Below are 22131 nucleotides of genomic sequence, written 5' to 3'. Positions count from 1 at the left end.
CTAGTCGCGAGGACCTTTCGAAAGTTGAAAAGATTGTAACGATCCGGGTTTGGAGCGAACTAAGAGCTGGGGGCGTACCGGCCCTCTAGTCCGCCTTTGCCCGAAGCTCGAGTCGAAACAGCTCACGGATCCCACCGTCATGGCCCTTCAAAATGTTGGTATCAACTCGCGTAGGTACCGGAACCTGCGGTCCCGGGGATCCTTGCTGAGCTAGATCGCAGAGAAATGGCCACAATTCATCGATCAGGGCGTTATCGATGAACAAGATTTCACTGTAATCAATCGTGGCAGGCTCTAGGCCTCCGCTTAATTCGTCCCAGGCAATGGGGTGATCGTTGAGATCCCGAATTTCTGCGATAGACCAGCGCACCTCGTTATGGGAGTATTCCGGTATCACATAGGCATGGTCGGCTTCGGGGTAACGCCAAGTAATGGAATCTCGAACAAGTTCCGTCGATAGCCTCTGGGCCTCGTACGGAAAATTGGGCGGCGCCGAGTCCCATAACTGATGTATCTGCTCGCTTCGAGCGATAAATTTTACGCCCGCATCGAGCACATCGACGTCGATTTCGTCGTGCGGGGGTGGCGGAACTGCTTCAGTATTCCAAGGAGCCATGGTAGTTCTGGGGTCCCATTTCAATGATGCTCATGAGCGAAGACGGATGTAGATAGTCTAAAGCGAGGTGACCGTAGCAAAAGATGCGTCTACCGATGCGAAACCATAAGTGTTTGTTGCCAAGGCGGTCGAACTTGACACTTTGAGACCTCCGGCCGCAGGATTGAAGAGTCTTATTGTCGACGTGAGGATCACGCTGTGCTCAAAGTTCTTGCCTTCGCCTAATCGCGCCAAGGAACAGTTTCCCGCAACACCCCCTGATCGATGTTGCCAGAGGGATTCATGTTTTCGGCGTATTGCTTCGTCGAATCGAGAACTCATATGCAGACCCACCCCATTGTTATTGACCAGCTTGAATTTTTTTGGCCCAATGGCGGCACCCTATTTGAAGGGCTTTCAACATCATTTTCGCAGGGCGTCACGGGGCTCATAGGTTCTAACGGTTCCGGGAAATCAACGCTTTTGAAGCTCATTGCCGGTGAGCTCCTACCCACATCCGGTAGCATCACGACAAGTTCAAAGCCCGGTTATTTGGCGCAGAATACAGTTCTTCATGTCCAACGCAGCGTTGCCGATTTGATGGGCCTTGAAACGAAGCTTGCCGCGCTTGAACGGGTGATTGGTGAGCAATCGACGGATCTTGAAACCGATATGGATCTCATCGGTGACGACTGGGACCTAGCCGAGCGCAGTACCGCGCTGTTGCAGGGATACTTGGGGACACATATCGACTCAAGCTTCATGTCTCGTAAGGTGTTGAGCCTTTCGGGAGGAGAAACTATGGCCGTTTCGCTCGCCGGGATCGAACTGAGTGAAAGCTCAATTCTGCTTCTGGATGAGCCGACAAACAACCTTGATCGTGCGGCGCGGAACAAGCTCTATGGGGTGTTAGAACGCGCCAGTGGAACCGTAGTAGTCACTACACACGACAAAACGTTGTTGGGGCTGGTCGGCTCCATTGCAGAATTACGACCGGTCAACGTACGTGCCCTACGAGCCGAGAAAATGGAGATGATCCATTTTGCTGATTGGGATTCCAGGCTAGATGCACTAGAAAGTGACAAGGCATCTGCCGAGCGCCGAATTCGCGATGCTAGACAGGTCCTAGCTACCGAGAGAAGGCAACGGCGGGAAGCCGAAACGAAGATTGCTAGGCGTGCTAAGCAGGGACACAAGGCTGCCCAATCTATGCCCAAGATCTTGGCTAACACCCTGAAGAATAAGGCGGAGGGTACCGCGGCCAAGACTAGAACAACTATGAAATCTAAGGAATCCGAGGCACACACGGAACTGGAAGCGGCTCGCAACGATCTTCCGGCCGGCTTAAGGATCGCAATTGAGCTCCCCGAATCGGCTGTCCCCGCCGGACGTGACATCCTGCAGCTCGGTGGCGCCGAGATCTTGCTCGGTGTTTTGAGCGAAGGAGGGGAACCGATAAGCGAGAACGCCGTTCTCAGCGTGCGCGGACCGGAAAAAATCTCAGTGGTGGGCGGCAATGGGGTAGGCAAAACAACCCTGATGAATCGCCTCGCATTGGCGTCGAAAGTTCCAGTGGGATTCATACGTCAGCGATTAGGCGGAACAGACTCGGATAGTTGGGAAGGGCTAAACGAGCAGTCGAGCATGCTAGATAACGTGCGTGCCGCGGCACCGGAAAAGACTCCCGGCCAATTGCGTGAACAGCTAGCAGCTTTTCATTTCCGGGGCAGTCGGGTTGAAGAACCAGTGTCGCAGCTTTCCGGTGGGGAGCGCTTTCGGGTCGCCTTGGCGATGGTGCTGCTGGCGACGCCGGCACCGCAACTACTCCTGCTCGATGAACCAACAAACAATCTGGATTTGGTCACGATCGAGCAATTGCTTTCCGCGCTCGAGTCCTTTGGCGGGGCCATGATTGTGGCCAGCCACGACGAGGAATTCCTCGAGGTGCTGGCCACGGATCGTGAATGGGAAATGCAGAGAATTCCTAGACAGCCGGACGCATGACCTGCTTGGCGCTTGGAACATGCTCCGGAGCGTGGGCAACAGCCCTGGCGCCCACCTCGGCCAGTGCAATGATGGTGAAAGCATTGAGCCCGTGAAGTGCACCAACCCAAGGTGCACCAAATGCGATGAAGGCAAGAGCAATTTGCACCACCACGGCTGCTACAAGCCATAGTGCCCATTTCAGCCCCGCATGGCCCAGTAGCGCAATGACTACCAAGGCCAGGGCCAACACGGGTGCGGCATACATGCCTATGCTTCCGTGCAGCATTGCACTGAATGGTGGGCCATCAGGAACAGTCCCCTCCTCAAATCCGGGAATGAACCCGAACAATGTCCAAGCGATCAGAGCTGCCTGGATGACTACTGCCGCGGCAATAATGTGGGCGACAACCTTGTACGCGGTACGCAACTTTTTGTCCTTTCCTAAAGTTGCTTCAACTAGCAAATTGGAAGGCCAGGAGTGGCCACGTGGCTGCGTTCTGTTGTCTTGAGGTGCGAGTCGAATTGGTTTCATATGAGCAGCCCGGAACAGTTTTGATGGCTAAGAATAGTCCCGAAAGGCCGCAGAAACCAGCACGAGTAACCCGGCAATGATGTAGGCGCCGTCCGGTGTTATTCACCAGGTGGCCGCCATGAGCTCAGAGAGTAGTTCTTCGCTGTCTTTTTCGAGCCCACGCGAGGCAAACCAGCTACACATATTTCGACAATCACGCTGCAGGAGCTCAACACCTTGGGAGTTGCCAGCAAGATCAACGAGCTGTGGTAAATCAATGATCACCAAGCGCTCACCAGCGGCAAGTACGTTGTAGGCCGAGAGATCTCCGTGAGCAAAACCCAAGCTTGATAGGACACGCATCGCCTCAACGAGTTGTTCCCAATAGTCACGTAGGCGTACCTGCGTTGGATGTACCTGATGCAAACGGGGCGCAGCCATGCCCGGTGAATTGGGGTCTTCAATGAATTCCATGAGGATCTCGGTGCCAAGGATTTGAACCGGATAAGGAACCGGGACTCCGGCAGCAAAGCATAGTTTGAGGTACTGCCATTCGGAGTCTGCCCAACGCGATGCTTCGACGAGCTTGCCGTAAGTACTGGAATTTTTGAGGGCCCGCGCATCACGTGAGCGACGTATGCTGCGCCCTTCGGTATAGATCGTTGAGCGTGAAAACATGCGCTGCTCGGATGACCTATAGCGTTTCGCTGCAAGTAACGCGCTGTGCTCGGTGGTTGCACGTTCAATGAGGAAGACATCCGCTTCCTTGCCGGTTTTCAGCACCCCGAGTTCGGTATCGATAGCTGCTGCGTCTTCGATGACAAATTCGGGGTAGGGATGTGGCCCACGCATGAGTTTTTCGGTGTCGGGCCAGGTTGACCAGCGCTGGTCTTCTCGCAATTGGTCATCGAGCATATTCCAGTCGGGATCTTGCTTAGCGCCGCCTGAATCTTGACGAGAGGTCTTCGGCTTACGGATTGGTTGGAAAGTGGATTCTGAAAATTTTTTCACGATGTTTGGGACTTCCGAACGAAGGGAATAAGGATTTTGGGGTGCGCATTGGGACACTCATCGGGTTCCCTCCTTCGATAGTCATAAATGGAATGATTCAAGAAAACCATGAGTGGTCGATGTTTGTCAATCACTTTGAGGCGCTGACCCAAAAAGCGTGCAAGCTTGGTGAGGCATAACGATAAGCATTATGCTGGGGCTGATTCCAAAAAGACTTGAAATCACATTTGCCTCACGAGCCGGGAGTATTTGATGTCAATACTGGGAACCATTGCAATGCTTCTGGTGGCCTTCCTGGCCGCGTTATTGGTGGCACCGCTCTTCGATAGGAAGACTGCGCGAAATGGTGGGGAAGCTGCGCAGCGCCGTGTGGTGCTGACGCGGGGAATTGCGGTGGCGTACATCGTCATTGCCAGTGCTTCCACCATTTATCGTTTGGCCCAGACACTGACGGCGCCGAGTCTGGTGGTCAAGATGCCGGTGGAAGAATTTTGGCCTTCGCTTCCGAGCGGCTCCACCATGACGGGGGTTTCCGCCACGGTACTTTCGGGTGGGTTTACCCAGGCCCTGGTAGAAGTGGAAGGACTGGCGGCCAATACTCGCTGGTTGTTGGCAAGTACATCCTTTTTGCAGGGTGTGGCAGCTATTTTTATCGGTGCAGCAGTAGTTAGCATGTGTAATGGCTATATCACCAAGGCAACATTCCGTCCGGTGCTGATCAGATGGTTCACCGCCGCCGCGGTGGTGATTCTCGTGTGCGGGCTCGGGTGGCAACTTACCGAATCCCTGGCAGGGATGCAGGCATCGGAGCAAGTCCTTAGTTATCATGGGTCATCATTTCAAAGGGACGCCATGGAACGAGAAAGCTTGCAGGACATTATCGGTATTCCGACACCGGTTTACCTTGATATTAATTTCAACCTGTGGCCGCTGTGGGCAGGACTTGGGCTGTTCACGACCGCGCAGATTTTTAGGCGCGGCCTTGAAATGCAAAAAGATACTGCAGGACTGGTTTAGTGGGTAACTCGGAAGTTGAGGAACCCACGGGGATACTCTGCAATCTTGGTGCGTTGCTAGAAAAACGAAATATGACGCTGGTGGAGCTCAGTGAGAAAATCGGGATAAGCGTCGTGAACTTATCTGTCTTGAAGAACAACCGCGCTCGAGCCATCCGATTCTCCACTTTAGTGGCCATCTGTGGGGCACTTGACTGCCATGTTGGTGAGTTGTTAGAAACCGAAAACGAGTCCTAAAAGCACTAATGAGGACAGTTTTGGCGTAGGATCTGCCCATGGAAAAGAAACGCGGGCGCATTGTCGCATTCACCATTGGAGCGGTGCTTGTCTTTGGTGTGGCGGTGATCGGCGCTGTCTGGGTTTCTAATGCCGCAAAGGCGCGTTCCCAGGTGGAAGTCCTGATTGGGGCAGATGCTTTTAGTTGCGAGCGCCCGGAAGATGTCACGATTTTCGAGTACGAACTTGGTTCCTCCGAAGAAATCAAATACCCGGTACCGGCCCTCAAACTCAACGACGGACTTGCTTGCACTTTTTCCTTTAGCATCAGCAATGCAGGCAAAACGAAGGTTTCCTTGACGGGCCTGGGCATTGCCATGATGGGGGAGGGCAATGCAAACGGGGCGCATATGCCCCGCCTGACACTCAATTTAATTGAACGTACCGTCGGTGGTTCCGCAGATGCCAATTTCGTCTTGAATCAAGACCTTCTGCCGGGTGACGCGGTCCGGATCTCGGCAGTGGTTGAGCGAAGCCCCGGGTGCATGTCGGTCGGTGGTTCAATGGGGACCGTGCGAACCCCCGAGGTGACCCTTTCCGCCTATGGACTGAGCGGAACCGTCACACCTCAGGGGCCGGCGTTCGCTGTCGTTGGTACGCCGGACTCCACCTGCGACACGTAGTTACAGGGAGAGCTAGCGGATATCAATAATCAGGTTGGTGATGCGCATGGTGCATAGTCGCTGACCTGCCTCATTTTCGATAATTACCTGATGGCTTGCCATGCGACGGCCCAAGCTAATCGGCGTTGCGGTAATAGTAATCAGCCCTTCGCGAGCACCCTTGTGATGAGTTGCCGAGATATCGACACCCACTGCCGACTTACCCAACGTTGAGGCATGTTTCACAGCGGCCCACGAACCCACTGCCTCACCCACAGCTAGCGAAGCACCTCCGTGCAGTAGACCAAAGGACTGGCGGTTTCCTTCGACCGGCATGGTTGCAACAACCTTGTCCACCGATTCTTCAATGATCTTGATGCCCATTTTTTCATCAAGTTCGCCCAGGGCTATCTGCCAAACACCATCGATGGAATTTTCTGCGGTGGGGGCGGTGGGGCGTTGTTCACTCATCGTGGAGTTCTCCTCAAGCTAAGTCATATGGACACGTGAGACTCGTAGTGTCCTGCACCATACTGTACTGTGGTTGCTAATACTGACCGATCGTTCAGGAAGGATTCGTCGATGACGACAACTCCCATGGCTCCACTTGTTCCTAGCTTTGTCCAAAACGCCTGGTGGACTCCGTCCGATCCGGCCGAAGGCACCGCGGTACTCGATGCAAACACCGGAGAGGCCCTAGCAACCGTTGACTCCAACGGCCTAGATCTTGCCGCAATGGTTGACTACGCACGCACCGTCGGGCAGCGCGAGCTGGGCAAGCTATCCTTGCACGAGCGTGCCCTAAAGCTTAAAGAACTCGCCCAGTTCCTTAATGGACGCCGCGAAGAACTCTACGAAATGTCCTTCCGCACCGGCGCCACCAAGATCGACTCAATGGTGGATATTGACGGTGGCATAGGTGTGCTCTTCACCTTCTCTTCCAAGGGACGCCGCGAACTTCCCAACTCAAACGTCATCCTTGACGGACCCATGGAAGTTCTCTCCCGCGATGGCTCTTTCGCCGGTGAACACATCTACACCCGCATCCCCGGTGTTGCCGCACAGATCAACGCGTTCAACTTCCCGGTCTGGGGAATGCTTGAAAAGTTTGCACCGGCTTTCATTGCCGGCGTTCCAACCATTGCCAAGCCAGCAACTCCCACCGGTTATGTAGCCGAGGGCATGGTGCGCTTGATGGTTGAATCCGGCATCCTGCCAGAAGGCTCCATCCAACTGATTTCGGGTTCGGCCCGCACCCTGCTTGATGTGCTTGACTACCGCGACATGCTTTCCTTTACCGGTTCGGCTTCCACGGCATCTTCGCTGAAGGCACACAAGAATGTCATCGACGGTGGAGTACGCTTCACCGCCGAGACCGACTCGCTCAACGCAGCGATCCTGGGGCCCGATGCCGTCACCGGCACCCCGGAATTTGAGGCATTCATCAAGGCTGTTGTCACGGAAATGACTGTGAAGGCCGGGCAGAAATGTACAGCAATCCGCCGCACCATTGTCCCGGCAGCACTTGTGGATGACGTAGTGAAGGCCGTTGGTGAACGAATCGATCAGCGGGTGGTCATCGGTGACCCACGTGCCGAAGGCGTCACCATGGGTGCGCTTGCCTCACTGGAGCAGCTGCGTGATGTACGTGCAGCTGTTGAAGAAATGATTGCAGCTGGCGGCGAGATTGCTTACGGCACCCTCGATGCCCCAGTGGTGCGCACGGCAAACGGGAAAGAAGCAGTTGTTAGTGCTGGCGCCTTCATGTCCCCACTCTTATTGACCTGGGACGATGTAAATAACCAAGCGGTTCACAGCCGTGAAGCCTTCGGCCCGGTTAGCTCCGTGATTGGGTATACCGACCTTGAGGACGCGATTCGCTTGGCCGCAATGGGCTCGGGCTCGCTGGTGGCAACAGTATGTACCAATGATCCGCAGATCGCCCAGACGCTCAGCGTGGGTATCGCCTCGCACCACGGCCGCGTGCACATGCTCAACCGCGAGACCGCACGTACATCCACGGGGCACGGTTCCCCGGTGCCGCACTTGGTACACGGTGGCCCCGGGCGTGCAGGTGGTGGCGAAGAACTTGGCGGTATCCGCTCGGTCAAGCACCACATGCAACGCACAGCAATCCAGGGTTCACCAAATATGCTCACGGCAGTTACCGGTATTTGGCACACCGGTGCCGACCGCGTGATCGCCGGTGCTGCTGAGTTTGGTGCTGTGGAAGGTGCAATTCACCCGTTCCGTAAGTCGCTTGCCGAGCTAAAGATTGGTGATGCTTTTGCCTCACCATTGCGTGAAGTAACGCTGGAAGAAATTACCGCCTTCGCCAATGAAACAGGTGACACCTTCTACGCGCACACAGATCAGGCAGCAGCGGAAGCCAACCCGTTTTTCCCGGGTATTGTTGCCCACGGATACCTGTTAGTGTCCTGGGCTGCAGGACTGTTCGTCCAGCCAGCGCCCGGCCCGGTGCTTGCCAACTACGGTCTGGAGAACCTGCGCTTCATCACTCCGGTGCCGTCAGGAGATTCCATCCGTGTCACGCTGACCGCCAAGAAGATCACTCCGCGTGTCACCGATGAATACGGCGAAGTGGCTTGGGACGCAGTCATCAATAACCAGGCTGGCGAGATTGTGGCAACCTACGATGTGTTGACGTTGGTTGAAAAGGAAAACACCACTTACGCTAACTGGGCCTAAAACGGCTCATTGGTGAAAGCCAAGTAAATGATGTGACGGCCGGTTTTGGTAGATCTCCCATAAGGAAAGCTACCAAAACCGGCCGCTGTCATTTCACCGAGCTGCTTGTTGGGTGCCAAAATATTTTTTGCGAGCCGTTACCCCAAGTGAGCATCCGAATGTGAGAGGGTAGCGGACAGAACGGAATCTGGAATGGTCAAAGGCGCGCACCTGAACTGCATGTTCACCTGAAAGGAATCGAACATTCGATGAATTCACCGGTAACCCAAAATACTGGCTCATGGTCGGAACGAGAACAGCTGGATTTTCTCGGTTCCGAAGAGTTCACCGGCATGCTCGCAGAGATTGTGGCTCCGCTGGGTCTGGAGCATGCAGCGATCACAGTGGCAGAGCTTCATCATCGTCCCGGGGCTGGAGTCTCAGGTGTTTTTGAGGCCACCGACGGGAGTACTTCAATGTATCTCGGGGCGACCGCTGAAAAGCTGAAAAGCGTACCTGAGGGTACTGTCCGAATCGAGAATGAGCGTGGGAGTGTGACCGTGTGGTTACATCCGGCAGATCCGCTATTACCAGGATTGCCGCTGGCAACAACTCCTGCCTTCGTTGAGGAAACCTGGGGTGGGGGACGGACCCTAGAAGGGCTGCGAACGCTTGCCTATCGGCCCTTGCGACGTGCCGTAATGATCGCACAATTTGCCAATGACGAGCAGCTGTTCCTCAAGGTATTGCGTAAAGACGCCCAATCGTTGATGGACAAACACCTTGCCCTACTTGAAGTTGGTATTCCAGCCCCGGTTCCGGCTGGCCCTCCGGTTAACGAAGTCTTAGCTTGTGGACGAACCTCAGGGCAGCCGCTAGCCGAAGCACTAATGCATTCAGCGGTACTTCCTCTGAGTCCACAACGTATTATCGGATTGCTCGATTCGCTGCCAAAGACCTTGTTAGAGTTCCCGGCACGACCGGCATGGTCTGATCGATTAGGGTGGTATGGACATGCTGCGCAGACCGCCGTCCCCGATCAAGGGGAACGGATCGGGTTACAAATTCAGCACTTGTCTCAACTGCTTGAAGCCTGCCCACGCGGCCCCGTGGTGCCAAGTCACGGCGACTTCTATGAAGCAAATATCTTCGTCCAGGATGGGGAAATTACCGGATTACTGGATATTGATTCAGCTGGTCCTGGTTATTTGGTTGATGACTTGGCCTGTTTCCTAGGCCATCTCGCCGTATTACCAAACTTAGATCAGCGGTATCACCGAGTGCAAGAATACCTAGAAAGTTATTGTCGGGCCTTTGCCGTAGAACTTGAATCTCGAGGTATCCCAGCGGCTGGACTCTATGCACGAGCAGCATGCGTGGTGTTGTCGCTAGTGGCCGGGGCACGAGATGAAAATAATCCACAGTGGCACCTCATCGCCATGAATCGTTTGAGCATCGTTGAACATTTCCTAGGTCGTACGGACTAAGAATTTCGTTCTAAGGCAAAGATGAGAGTGTTCTCATCTGTTTCTCCTCTTCTCCTCACTTTCACTTGTCATGCTGGAAGCAGTTCAACAGCAGAAGAAAGATTGAAAGGTCTGTAGCCATGAAGAAGTCACGTATGTTTTGGTCAATCACCGGCGCACTTGGTGTAGTAGCAATTGGTGCCGGGGTTGCTGTAGCGCAGCCAACTACCACCCCGGCTAGCGAAACCGTACTTACTCAGCAGAGCAACGATTCTCAGTCACTGACCTCGGTACAACAGGCAGCCAACGCCACGACCAACTCGGTGGCGCCAACGCTCTCTGCACACTCGCCGGTGTCGGCGAAGAGCGCTGTCTCGCCGGTGTCGGCGAAGAGCGCTGTCTCGCCGGTGTCGGCTAAGTCGGCTGTCTCGCCGGTGTCGGCTAAGTCGGCTGTCTCGCCGGTGTCGGCTAAGTCAGCAGTTTCGGCTAAGACCGCCGTCTCCCCGCTGTCACCTCAGTCTCCGGTCTCTGCTCAGTCGGCTCCCAGCGCTGACTAACATATAGAATCCCCTCAGTAGGATCCCCCTAGGGCTGGTATCCGGGCTCGATTCCCCCTCGAGAACGGATACCAGTCCACCCTTCGTTGTGGTGGGAAATGCAAGCGCGCAGCGTGCCTTCCGTTACCCCGGTAAGTCTTTGGATACCACGTAGATTTCTCTATGTGCAAAGTTGGCAACGTGAACACGCAAAGTATTTGAAACGAACCGAAGCCGCACAAGGGGCATCTTCGGTATGAAGAGACCTTGATTGTTTTTGAACGATTTGGGCCGGTATGGCTCAAGTCTTTAAGCAAGTGGAACGCGTAAAATACGTGTGTCTGTCGCGTACTGTCGTCTTTAGACGGGCTCTTCAAAGCGGTATCCCATGCCGCGCACTGTGGTGAACCATTCGGCTCCAATCTTGTTGCGCAAATAGCGCACATACACATCTACGACGTTTGATCCGGGGTCAAAGTCATAACCCCAGACACGCGATAGCAGTTGCTCACGACTGAGTACCTGTCCGGGATTACGCATGAAGGCTTCGGCTAGGCCGAATTCCCGTGCAGAAAGATCAATCTCCCGGCCGTCCAAACGGGTCCGACGGCTACTGGCGTCAAGCTCGAGCGGGCCAAAACGGATGACTTGGTCCTCGGCAACTGTTGCTTGAGGACGTAAGCGCAAGCGAACGCGCGCAAGCAATTCCTCGAAGCGAAACGGCTTGGCCATATAGTCATCCGCTCCGTTCTCCAGTCCCGCTACCGTGTCATCAATGCTCGAGCGTGCTGTGAGAATGATTACCGGAGTTTCGGTGTCCGTGGAACGGATCCGGGCCAGCACCGAAAAACCATCCTCATCGGGTAGACCTAAATCGAGAATGATGAGCTCGAACTCGCCAGTTTGGGCCAGATAGCCGCCCTCTAAACCTGTTGCGGCAATGGTTGGCTGGAAGCCGGCTGCTTTTAGTCCTTTGGCAACAAAAGAAGCAATACGTTCTTCATCTTCAATAATCAGTATCCGGCTCATCTTCTGCACTCTCTAAGTAAATGGGGATTTCAATAACAAAGGTTGAACCGGCACCGATTTGTGAGTCAACGCCAACATGACCGTGATGTGCTTCGGCGATTGCCGAAACAATGTTGAGTCCCAACCCGGATCCTTCGGTACGTTTTGAATTGCGGCCACGCCCAAAACGTTCAAAGATCTTCTCCTGATCCTCTGGAGCAATACCCACACCCTCATCACGAACCCACAGACGCAACACTTGGTCTTCATCCGAAATGCTGACGAGGTTTGTGCCCATGGTGATAGTTGAACCAACAGCGGTGAACTTCACGGCATTTGAACATAGCTGAAGCATTGCTTGGGTGATGCGTTGAGGATCGAGGTTGGTGATGATTTCTACCCGGTGACCAATGCGCCAGATTCGTTCACCCAAGGGGTAAGCACGGTCCAAGAGTTCATCAAGTAGCGTTCCGGTATGAGTGGGAACTGGTTGGACGAAACCAACACTATTTGAGGTCGCGAGCGTCACCAGATCGTTGATCAGGAATGACATGCGGTCTAGCTCGGAAAGAGCGATATCCCTGGCTTGGTCCACATCCTCGGGGTCATTACGGTCCATGAGTTCAAGATGGCCCTGGACAATGGTGACCGGTGTACGAAGTTCATGGCCAACATCATCGAGTAATTGGCGTTGAGACACCACTGCATTTTCTACCCGGTCGAGCATTGCGTTGACCGTAATGGTGAGTTCGGCAAGATCATCACGGCCCACCACTTCAATGCGTTGGGATAGATCCGATTCGGAAATTTGCTGCGCTGTATCGCGCAATAGCGCCACAGGACGTAGGAAACGTCCTACTAGTAGCCAGCCCGCGGCACCTGCGGCAAGTAATACCGTAAACCCGACGACCGTGTACATGAGGAAGCCACGGTTCAGTGCGTGCTTTTCTGCTGAGTAGTTGTAGGCAAAGATCAGATGAGAATTGGAAGCCGACTGGGTGAAGTTTATCGGTACATTGAGCACACGGTAGGTGGAAGTGGTGGTGCTCATGCTTTGGAGCATGATGTACTCATCCGAGGCTTGGTTGAGCACCCATGAAACAAATTCTGGGTCTTCTTCTAAGCGGGTGTTGACCACTTCCGGGGCCGTCCAGCGGATTTTCCCATCAACTATGCTGAGCATTCCTTCATGTTTGGCGGGCAGGGTTTGTTGCATTGCTGCATATAGCAATGCTTCTGCCGTGAGGGGTTCTGCGTTGGTAGCCCGCACGGAATGTCGGGCAGCAAGCACCTCAAATTCTTGGGCACTACGTTTGAGTGAATCATCAATGCGGGCATCCATGGTCCCGACCTGGAGAAGATACACGGCAGTTCCGGTGATGGCGAATGCTACGGTCATGAGCCCTAACATGCCGGCAAGTACGCGGGTGCGTACGGAAAACCCACGACGCTTAGCCGAACTCTCATCGCCCTGTTCCAAGGTTTTCGTTGCGCGCCGCTCCGCTCTAGTCATCGTCATCATCCCCGTCATCATCATCATCATCGTCGTCGTCATATGACTTAGAAGGTGGCAGGGGTTTGACTGGTGCCGGTTTGGAGGGGAGCACAGTTTTTTGGGTTGGCTGGGGTTTTACCGACGGTCGCGGAGTCTTAGAAGGTGCCGGTTCTGCCGGTGGCGATGATGGGGGCGTGGGTTCAGGTGACTGCGTAGCTGTAGAAGGTGCTGCCGGTGATGGTAGCGCCGAGGTCGCTGGAGCACTTTGATCGATGCGAATTGCCGGGCCCAAATTTACGGCCGGGGGCGCCGAAAGCTGTTTGGCCACCGCATAGGAACCCAAAGCTAAGGCAGCTAATGCCAAAGCGGCGAGCACGATCTTGCTCAGTCTTCCCCATCTCATGCATTCCAGTATGTCCGAGAATGATGAGACAGAGATGAGAAAGACTTCATTCTGACCAGTACCAAGACACCACCAGGGGCTAAACCGCCGGTTCCATGGAATCAAAAGAGGCAAAAATAGGAATATCTGTGGTCCCTGAACTTAAGGGACCACAGATATTCCTCATGAAGATCTACTGCCGGTGCTTAGTAGGCCTTGACGCGCTGTTCCACGATCAGGTGGATGAGCGCAAACTGGCCTTCCTCATCGATAGCCTTCAGCGCGGCCTGAAGAGCTGCTGGAATGTCCGCATCCTTCTCAACTCGCACACCAAACCCACCAAAGGCCTGAGCCATCAAGGCGAAATCGGGGTTCTTCAGCTGGGTTCCGGAAACTCGTTCCGGATAGTGACGTTCCTGGTGGGTACGGATGGTCCCGTATTCCTGGTTGTCCATCACGATGACCAACGGGGTTGCGCCGTACTGAGCCGCGGTTGCCAGTTCCTGACCGTTCATCAAGAACTCGCCATCACCGGCGATGGTCACCACGCGGCGCCCAGGGAAATTCAGTGATGCGGCGATGGCGGAAGGTACCGAGTAACCCATGGACCCGTTACGCGCCGAAATCATTGAGGCGTATTCTTCGGTGGGGAAGTAGCGGTGCGCCCAGTTGGTGTGTTCACCAGCGCCAAGGGTGATCATTGCATCCTTGGGCAAACCGATGGCGAGGTTTGCCATCATGGTATCCATCCGTGCGGGACCAGCAGAGGGCGTTGCCGAAGGTAAGGCAGCAAACTTTTCCTGCTCACCGCGCATGCGCTCGGTGAATGCCTGCCATTCTGGTTTCACATCCAAGTCCATCATGACCAGGTCCCTGACGAATACATCTGGCTTGGAAACAATCTGGTGAGAAACTGGTCCGGATCGGCCGCGCAGCGAGGGGTCGATGGTGACAAGGAAGTTCTTCTTGCTCCAGTCTTGACGCACCACGAATCCATCGGTGATCACATCTCCCGGGACCGTACCAACGAAGACCAATAGATCGGTTTCTTCCAACAAATCGTAGGTTGGCTTGGGTCGTCCGTAACCAATGGGCCCAACATAGGAAGGGGAACTGAAAGGAATGTTTCCCTCGCAGCGCCATTCGACCGCCGCAGCAATTTTGTGTTCCTCTAGCCATGTGGTGAGTGTTGCAACACCTTCTGCTGTCCAGTCATTACCTCCCACAACAAATAGGGGTTTTTCGGATTCTTCGAGCGCGAACTTCAGCTCTTTCCAGTCGGTGACGGTCATGCCGCCGGGAGCCACAGGAATGATGGGGTGCAATGTAGGGTCAACCATTTCACGGATGACGTCCTCGGGCAGCCCTACAACAACCGGACCGGGACGGCCGCTCATTGCGGCAAACATTGCCTCGGCAACAATCTCCGATGCACGTTCCGGGTGATCAAGCACCATCACGCGCTTAGCGCCGGTGCTGAACCACGCCTTGATATCAAATTCTTGGAATGCCTCGCGGTCACGGTGCGCGAAAGGAATGAGCCCAACAAAAAGTACCATCGGTGTTGAATCTTGCCACGCGGTGTGCAGTCCAACATGCGCGTTAGCGGCACCCGGGCCACGGGTGACCATGGCGATACCCGGCCGCTGGTGCATCTTTCCATCGGCTTCCGCCATGTATACGGCACCGCCTTCGTGGCGGCAGACGATGGTTTCAACTGCGGAATGGTGAAGACCATCAAGAACATCCAGGTAGCTTTCGCCCGGAATTACGTAGGTGCGCTCCACCCCATGGGCTACAAGCGTGTCAACAATGACATGCCCCGCGGACCTTAAAGCAGGTGAATCTAATTCCTGCGCAACCTCTTGCAACTGTGTAGACATGAAATGTTCTCCTGGCGCTCGCCGAAACGAAGACGGGGATATTTTTCGGTGTGGCACCTCTTTGTGCTCCACCGTGCCGAAGCAATCCCAATTTTCAGTAAATGTACATGATGATCGGTTCTTACTGATATTAGGTGTCGAAATGCTTACGTCACAATGGGGCATTGATCACTATGACTTGATTTTGCTATCACAGCTCCCTTGTGGCCCAGAGGCGAAAGTAGCGTTTAGATACTGAGTATGTAGTATGGCCATTAGGAATACCGAGTATGTAGGAGTTTGGGTGTCAATCAAACATTCGCTGTTGGTCATGTTGCAGCAGCAACAACGTTATGGTTTTGAACTACGTGAAGAATTCGAACGGTCAACTGGTGCAACGTGGCCATTGAATATTGGGCAGGTCTATACGACCTTGGATCGGCTAGAGCGGGACGGGCTGGTCAAGGACATGGGGACCGACGAAGCCGGACACCGCTACTACGAAATCACCGATACCGGGTGCCAAGAAGCCCGAGACTGGTTCAACACTCCGGTGGCACCGAGCACTCCACCTCGTAACGAACTTGCCATCAAGTTGGCACTGGCGTTGAGCACTCCGGGCGTCGATACCGGAGCCGTGATACAAACCCAACGCCTAGCAACGATTCAAACTATGCAGGGATACGTACGAGCGCGACGTGAAGCCGACCGTGAAAACAAGGCCGAGGATCTCTCCTGGCGATTTGTCCTTGAGTCGCTGATCTATTCCGCCGAAGCCGAACTCAAGTGGCTTGATCATTGTGAAGCGAAGATGTCCTCAATGGCACGCGCTAGCCGGTCCAACGCTCCGCGTGAAACAACCCCCAGCCAACCTCCAACCCAAGCTAAACGCACGAACACAGCGACACTGGAGGAAACCCGTTGAGCAACCCACATGTGCGACAGATCCTTGAACTGGCCTCGGTGACCAAGACCTACGGCAGCGGGGACACCACCGTGGCAGCACTGCGCGATGTCTCCTTCGGTGTTGAGGCTGGCGAATTTGTTGCCGTCATGGGCCCCTCGGGTTCGGGGAAATCATCGTTGCTGGCCCTCGCCGGTGGTCTTGATATGGCAAGCCACGGCGAGGTCTATATTCAAGACACCCCGTTGAGTTCGTTGGGACTTGCCGAATTGGCTCGAATTCGTCGACGAGCAGTTGGCTACGTTTTTCAAGACTTTAATCTCATCCCAACACTTACTGCAGTGGAAAACGCGGCCCTGCCGCTGGAACTCGAAGGCTGGAAGCCCAGCAAAGCGCACCGGGTGGCACGTAACGCCCTGCGTCAGGTGGGTATCGAACATTTAGCAGACCGTTTCATGGACCAGCTTTCCGGCGGCCAACAGCAGCGTGTGGCCATTGCTCGAGCCATCATTGGTGAACGCAGCCTGATCCTCGCCGATGAACCCACCGGGGCTCTTGACTCGGTGACAGGCAATGGTGTTCTTGAGGTGCTACGTGAACGTGCAGATGCCGGTGCAGCGGTGGTAATGGTGACCCACGAACCCCGTCATGCGGCGTGGGCGGACCGTGTGGTATTCCTCAAGGACGGACGCATTGTTGACCAAAGCTCGGTGCAAGGCGATCCAAACTCGTTGTTGGTGACCGGCTGATGTATAAACAACGAGCAAGCACGCCGAAGGGCTCATCCGGGGTGTCTCGGGGGAACAATTCGCTGGCGCGACGGATGGCATTACGCGATATTCGTGCCAACAAGTCCACCTCGGCCCTGATTTTTTCCTTGATTGCACTGCCATTGATGGTGCTGGTACTTGTAGTGACACTTATCGACAGTTCGGTCCCCACACCTGAAGAAAACGCGACGCGGCAGCTGGGCAAATTTGATCTTCAGTTAATTGGCCATGATTACCCTGTCGGTTCGGTACAGGACCCGAATGAGCCTGGGAGATCGGCCAGCAGGGAGGACCTTAGTGACGATAGCGCGAGCTCGGGTATTGCCGATATTCCGACGATTCTCAAGGCGCTTGACTCTGGAGCTTCAAGCTCGATAATTACCAGCGGGTACGTTGAGATCCAAGGCTCCGGTGGCACGGTGCGGACTGATCTGACGGTCGGGGAGGTCTCCGATCCCCGATTCGCCGGGCGCTACATCCTCGAATCTGGGGATTGGGGCGGCCCAGATTCTGTTCTCATCAACCATGACCTCAGCCAAGCGACCGGGCTTGGTGTGGGAGACACGCTCAGGTTAGGCGATAGCGATTATCCGGTCAGTGGGATCATGAAAAATTCCTCGGGCATGGGTTTGCGGCTGAGCGGGCTTTTCCAGAGTCTGGGGCTGACTAGTTATGGATCCCCGGTATTGTTTGTGGCTCCCGGGCACCCGGCTGCGCAGGACCTTGAAGTCGATTATTCCTCGGTCTTCGTTGAAGGGATGACTATCGATCTGGATCGTCAGGCAGCCTTCAATGCCATGGGAATCGGAAGTTATGTCCGAAGCTTTATTATCGATCCTCCAGCCAGCGAAATGTGGGCAGGGTCTACAAGCGACGAGGCAAAAGCCGAGCTCCTTGTTAGATTTCTGTCGATTTTCATTATTGGATTCTTTATCTTCCTCGAGGTAGGCCTGCTCTCGGGTGCCGCGTTTGCCGTGGGAGCCAAGAAACAGCGCCGGAGTTTTGCTTTGCTTAGTGCCAACGGTGCGGAAGCTAAAACGATCCAGTGGATTGGCGCATATTCCGGACTGTTCCTCGGCGGGATGGCGGTGCTCGCCGGTAGCGCGTTTGGACTGCTCGGGGCCTGGGGAATCACGGTATGGAGCGAACTGAATGCCGGGGGATTCCCCGGCTGGCACGTGCCCTGGTTAGCTATCGCATCTTTGATGCTACTGGGTCTGGCCAGTGCCGTGGTTGCTGCGTTAATTCCGGCTCGACGGGTGGGGCGCAACGCGGCATTAAACGCCCTACGGGCCGAGGGACACTCGGCGGCTGGACCCAAAGGCCCAGTATTCGGCTATGTGTTGCTGGGTCTTGGCTTGGCCTGCTGGGCCACCGCCCTATATCTGGGAATTTCTGCGACTACCTACGGTTTACTCAACGATCGCACCACCCTAATTGTTGGTGGATTTGTCGCGGGAATTGTGCTGTGCACCGTTGGGCTGATGCTTACCATCGGTAGGATTCTGTGGGCGATCGGAGGCCTAGGCCACCGATTCCCATTGGCCAGCAGGCTTGCACTGCGCGATATTCAACGTAACCGCTCGCGGACGGTTCCCGCGATTGCCGCGGTGATTGCCGGTACCGCACTAGCCACATCTTTGGCACTTGCCATCGGATATTCAACGGCTAACGGAGGCTACCAAGTCTCAACAAAGTCATCGTCGATTTACGATCTCTACTTGATGAGTGGAAACGAAGATGGGGCCCCGCTGAACCGGCAGGCAGCGGATCAGCACGCGAGTGATGTACTAGCGCAAATGGAACGATCCGGATATCCGGCACAGGCCAGCGGACAATATGGGCAGTTCATTGCTGGATATCGGAAGGCTGCCGACGAAGACCAATGGCCGGTTGCAGATTCATGGGTTGCGCTGTTGGCACCGGCAAGCGCTTGTCGTTACGGGCAAGACGATATTTACAGCAAGACCAATCCAAGCCTTGCCGTGCTCGAAGCCCGTGATGATTCCCTAGCGCGCAACGTTAGGGACGGAGATAGGTTCACTGCACGGCATTGTGGGATTTATGGTGAACCGCGGGGTGCCTGGGATCAATCCGAGATTAACGCCCAGATCACCGATGTAGCCGGACTTAAACTTATGCTGGGCAAGCACTATACCCCGGCGCTGGGTGCCGCATTTGAGCGTGGACAGGCAATCGTCACGGTGCCCGAGTTTGTGACCGATCAGCAACGAATCTCCTTTGGGATGCCCGATCTCGATTTTCCGCTGATAAAAAATAATGAATACTTTGGTGGAAATACCGGGGTGCTCTTGGGTGTTCCACTGAAGCGAAGTTTTGAGCTTGATGCGGTGGAGGTGCTCACCGGAGATCGCCAGATGCCACCCATCATGGTCTCTGAGGCTGCGATGAATGGTACCGGCGGAATTATTGCCGATTCACGTCTGCTGGTGGATCTGGGCCGGGTACTGAATGCAGATGAGGTGATGGCGCTAAACAAAGACCTGGCGGCATTGGACGTGCGCATGAATGGTGCTACGAAGAGCACCGGAGTGGAAACGCTTCTAACGAATTTACCCTGGGTGCTGAGTATCGGTGCCGGCGCCTTGGTGCTGACAACGGCGGCCATGACAACAGGTTTGGCTCTGGCCGACGGTCGGCGCGATGCGCGGGTCATGGTTGGAGTGGGGGCCGAACCACGCACCAGACGTCGCTTTGGTGCCGTACAAGCGGGGCTTACGGCATTGCTGGGCACCACGTTGGGGATCGTGCTGGGCGCGATGCCGGTGTCCCTGCTGATCATCATCATGGAAGGATCGATGGATCCACGTCTGTTGTTGCCAGTGGTGGCACTGCTCGCTATCCCACCAGCTGCCGCGCTGATTGGTTGGGCGCTGGTTCCACGCACCGTGCCCGCCGATAGGATGGCTGGATGACCAGCAATAACTCGTTACCGTCTACGTTCCTCAGGCCATGGAATGATTCGGCACAAGACCTTGAAGCGGTTCTAGCCGCCTTTAACGCCGATGATATGGCTGGACAATCCGGGGAACCGATCAATTCTGAAGCAGCTGCCCGCCGCTGGTTGGCATATTGGGTGGAGAAGAAGGATGCTCACGCAGTTGGCTTCGCTATCGAATGTGATGGGCAGGCGGTGGGTCACGTGATGGCAAACTCGATTGAGTACCGACACGAGACTGCCTGGGTTTCCTATTGGGTGACTCCGGCCGCTCGGGGACGAGGGTTGGCCGCGGCAGCCACCGCAGCGTTGGCAGATTACTGCTTCGAGAACCTTGGACTATATAGGTTAGAACTTGCCCATCGGGTGAATAATCCTGCCTCCGGTCACGTCGCGCAGAAGGCCGGATTCATCGTTGAAGGAATTGAGCGAGGCAAATTAATGTACCTCAACGAATTCGATCAACCCGTGCGATTCGACGTGCGAACCTATTCGCGTCTTGCCACGGATCCGGCACCATCGATTGCACGGTTACCGGTGCAGAACTAGAAAACAAAAATGCTGATGCGGGGTTGTCATTTCGTGGGAAATGGCAACCCCGCATCAGCAATTTAGCTAAATATTAGGTGCTTCGAAGGCTAAGCCGTGTACGGGCTTGGAGGGTACTTCGAATCGGTTGATTCGGCTTCCTGAGCTGCCTTGACCGTCGGCAATTCGCGCCAAGCAAACCAACCGTAGATCCCGGCCAAGACCTGGAATACCGTGACCCCCAGAAGTGCAAGTGCCGGATTAGAACTAAAGAGCACCACGACGTAGGCAATTCCACTGACGCTCGCAGCAAGCCATGCCCAGCGGTATCCGCAAGCAACACCAATGAGTGAAACCACGATTGCTGCCTCGGCGATCAGCGAAATCGAAAGCGCTAGCGTCTCGCCACCAAAAATGAAACCGGTGGTCAGCATGCGGCCAAAGCGCAATGCGCTGAAAGCAGCCAGCAAAATGATGCCAATAATCAATGACTTGATGGTGAAGTCGCGACGGGTGACCTGGCGACCAAAACGACCGGACATTTCAAATTTGGAGAAACGCCACAGCCCAAAAGCACCTGCTAACAATGCTGGAACTGCGTAGAAGAGCATTGATGACTCGTACTGCAGGGCGACGACGATGGGACCTGCAAAAACCGCAAGGATTTGCGCCCACCACCCTAGGTCATTGCGGCGTGCTAGCAAGAGCATGGCGAGGAAAGTCAGCAAAGCGGATACCGCAAAAAGCGATACCTGGGTTCCGGAATCGGTGCCAGGGGCCTGGGAGAAAAGGTTGTAGAAAAGTTCGTCCACGAAGAAATACTGCCTATTCACAAAGTTTGGGAGAGAGACGGTGCGAGAGCCTCAACTATTGATCGTAGCGCGAAATAGGTGATACACCTTTATTCTTCGCGCTTGTGCAATCCCTCAAACATCATGGTGATTGCATGATCTTCGACTTGCTCGGCACTGACGTTACCGTCTTCACGGAACCATTCAACAAGGGAGTTAATGGTACCGAATAGCAACCTAGTGGTGGTGCGCGGATCAATATCGCTGCGTAGGGAACCTTCTTGCTGGGCGGCGACAACTAAGTCAGAGACTCTGCGGTCAACGGCACGACGACGTTCGAGGGCATCGCGTTCAATGTCTGTATTTCCGCGTAAGCGCAGCAATAGGGTTACGTACTGTTGGCGTTTGACTAGCACCTTGATGGTTGAACGCAGAAAGAATTTCAGCCGTTCCTCGGCGCTGCCAACGGTTGCTCGTTCGTCCAACGCAATCGCTTCAAGGGGGACTAATGCCTCATCGAGGGCTAAGCGCAGTAAATCACCCTTGGACGGAACGTGGTGATAGATCGCTGACTTACTAATGCCTAGATTCTCGGCGAGTTTGCCCATGGACGTTGCATCGTAGCCATGCTTATTGAAGACCTCAACGGCAATGGAGAGTACCGATTCTTGGTCATAGCCGGGACGTCCGCGTTTAGTCGCCGAAGGTTTCAGGGAGCTAGTGGTCATGATCAAACATTCTTTCA

22 protein-coding genes are annotated in these 22131 nt (G+C 54.8%); 13 read left to right on the top strand and 9 right to left on the bottom strand.

What is annotated here, in order from left to right:
• Positions 1–85 precede the first annotated feature (85 nt).
• Positions 86–616, bottom strand: coding sequence for a hypothetical protein (locus CQ018_RS02965; protein WP_105548452.1), 531 nt, complete (start codon positions 614–616; stop codon positions 86–88).
• A 321-nt stretch (positions 617–937) separates the two neighbouring features.
• Between CQ018_RS02965 and CQ018_RS02960 the strand changes: the two genes are divergently transcribed.
• A complete protein-coding gene (locus CQ018_RS02960) occupies positions 938–2599 on the top strand; it encodes an ATP-binding cassette domain-containing protein (protein WP_181149699.1) in 1662 nt (553 codons plus the stop codon).
• On the opposite strand, the gene CQ018_RS02955 is transcribed toward CQ018_RS02960, so the two are convergent.
• Together CQ018_RS02955 and CQ018_RS02950 are read right to left on the bottom strand one after the other, a co-directional pair.
• Entirely contained in the window at positions 2580–3008 is a 429-nt protein-coding gene (locus CQ018_RS02955) for a hypothetical protein (protein WP_105548450.1), read from the bottom strand. The two genes, CQ018_RS02960 and CQ018_RS02955, sit on opposite strands and share 20 nt — an antisense overlap.
• A 207-nt stretch (positions 3009–3215) precedes the next feature.
• Positions 3216–4103, bottom strand: a complete 888-nt coding sequence (locus tag CQ018_RS02950) for a serine protein kinase RIO (protein ID WP_258142373.1) — start codon at positions 4101–4103, stop codon at positions 3216–3218.
• A gap of 252 nt (positions 4104–4355) precedes the next feature.
• Between CQ018_RS02950 and CQ018_RS02945 the strand changes: the two genes are divergently transcribed.
• From CQ018_RS02945 to CQ018_RS02935, 3 genes are read left to right on the top strand one after another with little or no spacing between them, the layout of a single operon-like run.
• Positions 4356–5120: a hypothetical protein gene (locus CQ018_RS02945; protein WP_105548449.1), complete on the top strand. Its 765-nt coding sequence runs from the start codon at positions 4356–4358 to the stop codon at positions 5118–5120.
• Positions 5120–5356 carry a helix-turn-helix transcriptional regulator gene (locus CQ018_RS02940; protein ID WP_105548448.1) on the top strand — a complete coding sequence of 79 codons (237 nt, stop codon included), beginning with the start codon at positions 5120–5122 and terminating at the stop codon, positions 5354–5356. Before CQ018_RS02945 ends, CQ018_RS02940 begins: the two co-directional genes overlap by 1 nt.
• 38 nt (positions 5357–5394) lie before the next feature.
• A complete protein-coding gene (locus tag CQ018_RS02935) occupies positions 5395–6018 on the top strand; it encodes a hypothetical protein (protein WP_105548447.1) in 624 nt (207 codons plus the stop codon).
• 12 nt (positions 6019–6030) lie between these two features.
• On the opposite strand, the gene CQ018_RS02930 is transcribed toward CQ018_RS02935, so the two are convergent.
• Positions 6031–6468 (bottom strand): PaaI family thioesterase, encoded by a 438-nt coding sequence (locus CQ018_RS02930; RefSeq protein WP_105548446.1) that lies wholly within the window; start codon positions 6466–6468, stop codon positions 6031–6033.
• Positions 6469–6579: 111 nt separating this feature from the next.
• On the opposite strand from CQ018_RS02930, the gene paaZ reads away from it, so the two are divergent.
• The 3 genes from paaZ (at position 6580) to CQ018_RS02915 (ending at position 10708) form a co-directional block, all read left to right on the top strand.
• Positions 6580–8706: a phenylacetic acid degradation bifunctional protein PaaZ gene (gene paaZ, locus CQ018_RS02925; protein ID WP_105548445.1), complete on the top strand. Its 2127-nt coding sequence runs from the start codon at positions 6580–6582 to the stop codon at positions 8704–8706.
• A gap of 248 nt (positions 8707–8954) precedes the next feature.
• Positions 8955–10172 carry a phosphotransferase gene (locus tag CQ018_RS02920; protein WP_105548444.1) on the top strand — a complete coding sequence of 406 codons (1218 nt, stop codon included), beginning with the start codon at positions 8955–8957 and terminating at the stop codon, positions 10170–10172.
• A gap of 119 nt (positions 10173–10291) precedes the next feature.
• Positions 10292–10708, top strand: a complete 417-nt coding sequence (locus CQ018_RS02915) for a hypothetical protein (protein WP_146111805.1) — start codon at positions 10292–10294, stop codon at positions 10706–10708.
• Between the two features lie 339 nt (positions 10709–11047).
• Here the strand turns inward: CQ018_RS02915 and CQ018_RS02910 are convergent, their stop codons facing one another.
• Positions 11048–11716 (bottom strand): response regulator transcription factor, encoded by a 669-nt coding sequence (locus tag CQ018_RS02910; RefSeq protein ID WP_105548442.1) that lies wholly within the window; start codon positions 11714–11716, stop codon positions 11048–11050.
• A complete protein-coding gene (locus CQ018_RS02905; protein WP_258142372.1) occupies positions 11694–13094 on the bottom strand; it encodes a cell wall metabolism sensor histidine kinase WalK in 1401 nt (466 codons plus the stop codon). The genes CQ018_RS02910 and CQ018_RS02905 overlap by 23 nt, the downstream gene beginning before the upstream one ends.
• Here CQ018_RS02905 and CQ018_RS19990 point away from each other — a divergent pair.
• Positions 13093–13254, top strand: coding sequence for a hypothetical protein (locus tag CQ018_RS19990; RefSeq protein WP_181149725.1), 162 nt, complete (start codon positions 13093–13095; stop codon positions 13252–13254). The two genes, CQ018_RS02905 and CQ018_RS19990, sit on opposite strands and share 2 nt — an antisense overlap.
• A gap of 19 nt (positions 13255–13273) precedes the next feature.
• Positions 13274–13459, top strand: a complete 186-nt coding sequence (locus CQ018_RS20415; protein WP_105548441.1) for a hypothetical protein — start codon at positions 13274–13276, stop codon at positions 13457–13459.
• Between the two features lie 319 nt (positions 13460–13778).
• On the opposite strand, the gene CQ018_RS02895 is transcribed toward CQ018_RS20415, so the two are convergent.
• Entirely contained in the window at positions 13779–15455 is a 1677-nt protein-coding gene (locus CQ018_RS02895; RefSeq protein WP_105548440.1) for a thiamine pyrophosphate-dependent enzyme, read from the bottom strand.
• Positions 15456–15738: 283 nt separating this feature from the next.
• On the opposite strand from CQ018_RS02895, the gene CQ018_RS02890 reads away from it, so the two are divergent.
• The 4 genes from CQ018_RS02890 (at position 15739) to CQ018_RS02875 (ending at position 20616) form a co-directional block, all read left to right on the top strand.
• Entirely contained in the window at positions 15739–16359 is a 621-nt protein-coding gene (locus CQ018_RS02890) for a PadR family transcriptional regulator (RefSeq protein ID WP_105548439.1), read from the top strand.
• Positions 16356–17087 carry an ABC transporter ATP-binding protein gene (locus CQ018_RS02885; protein WP_219843983.1) on the top strand — a complete coding sequence of 244 codons (732 nt, stop codon included), beginning with the start codon at positions 16356–16358 and terminating at the stop codon, positions 17085–17087. Before CQ018_RS02890 ends, CQ018_RS02885 begins: the two co-directional genes overlap by 4 nt.
• Positions 17088–17161: 74 nt before the next feature.
• Positions 17162–20044 (top strand): FtsX-like permease family protein, encoded by a 2883-nt coding sequence (locus CQ018_RS02880; RefSeq protein ID WP_105548438.1) that lies wholly within the window; start codon positions 17162–17164, stop codon positions 20042–20044.
• Positions 20041–20616 carry a GNAT family N-acetyltransferase gene (locus CQ018_RS02875; protein WP_105548437.1) on the top strand — a complete coding sequence of 192 codons (576 nt, stop codon included), beginning with the start codon at positions 20041–20043 and terminating at the stop codon, positions 20614–20616. The genes CQ018_RS02880 and CQ018_RS02875 overlap by 4 nt, the downstream gene beginning before the upstream one ends.
• 89 nt (positions 20617–20705) lie before the next feature.
• On the opposite strand, the gene CQ018_RS02870 is transcribed toward CQ018_RS02875, so the two are convergent.
• Entirely contained in the window at positions 20706–21407 is a 702-nt protein-coding gene (locus CQ018_RS02870; RefSeq protein WP_105548436.1) for a nicotinamide mononucleotide transporter, read from the bottom strand.
• Positions 21408–21496: 89 nt separating this feature from the next.
• Entirely contained in the window at positions 21497–22114 is a 618-nt protein-coding gene (locus CQ018_RS02865; protein ID WP_105548685.1) for a TetR/AcrR family transcriptional regulator, read from the bottom strand.
• Between the last annotated feature and the right edge of the window lie 17 nt (positions 22115–22131).

The sequence above is a fragment of the Arthrobacter sp. MYb227 genome (genome assembly GCF_002975435.1).
GTDB lineage: Bacteria > Actinomycetota > Actinomycetes > Actinomycetales > Micrococcaceae > Paeniglutamicibacter.
The sequence above is the reverse complement of the archived record's forward strand: the minus strand, read 5'-3'. Positions and strand labels throughout refer to the sequence as shown.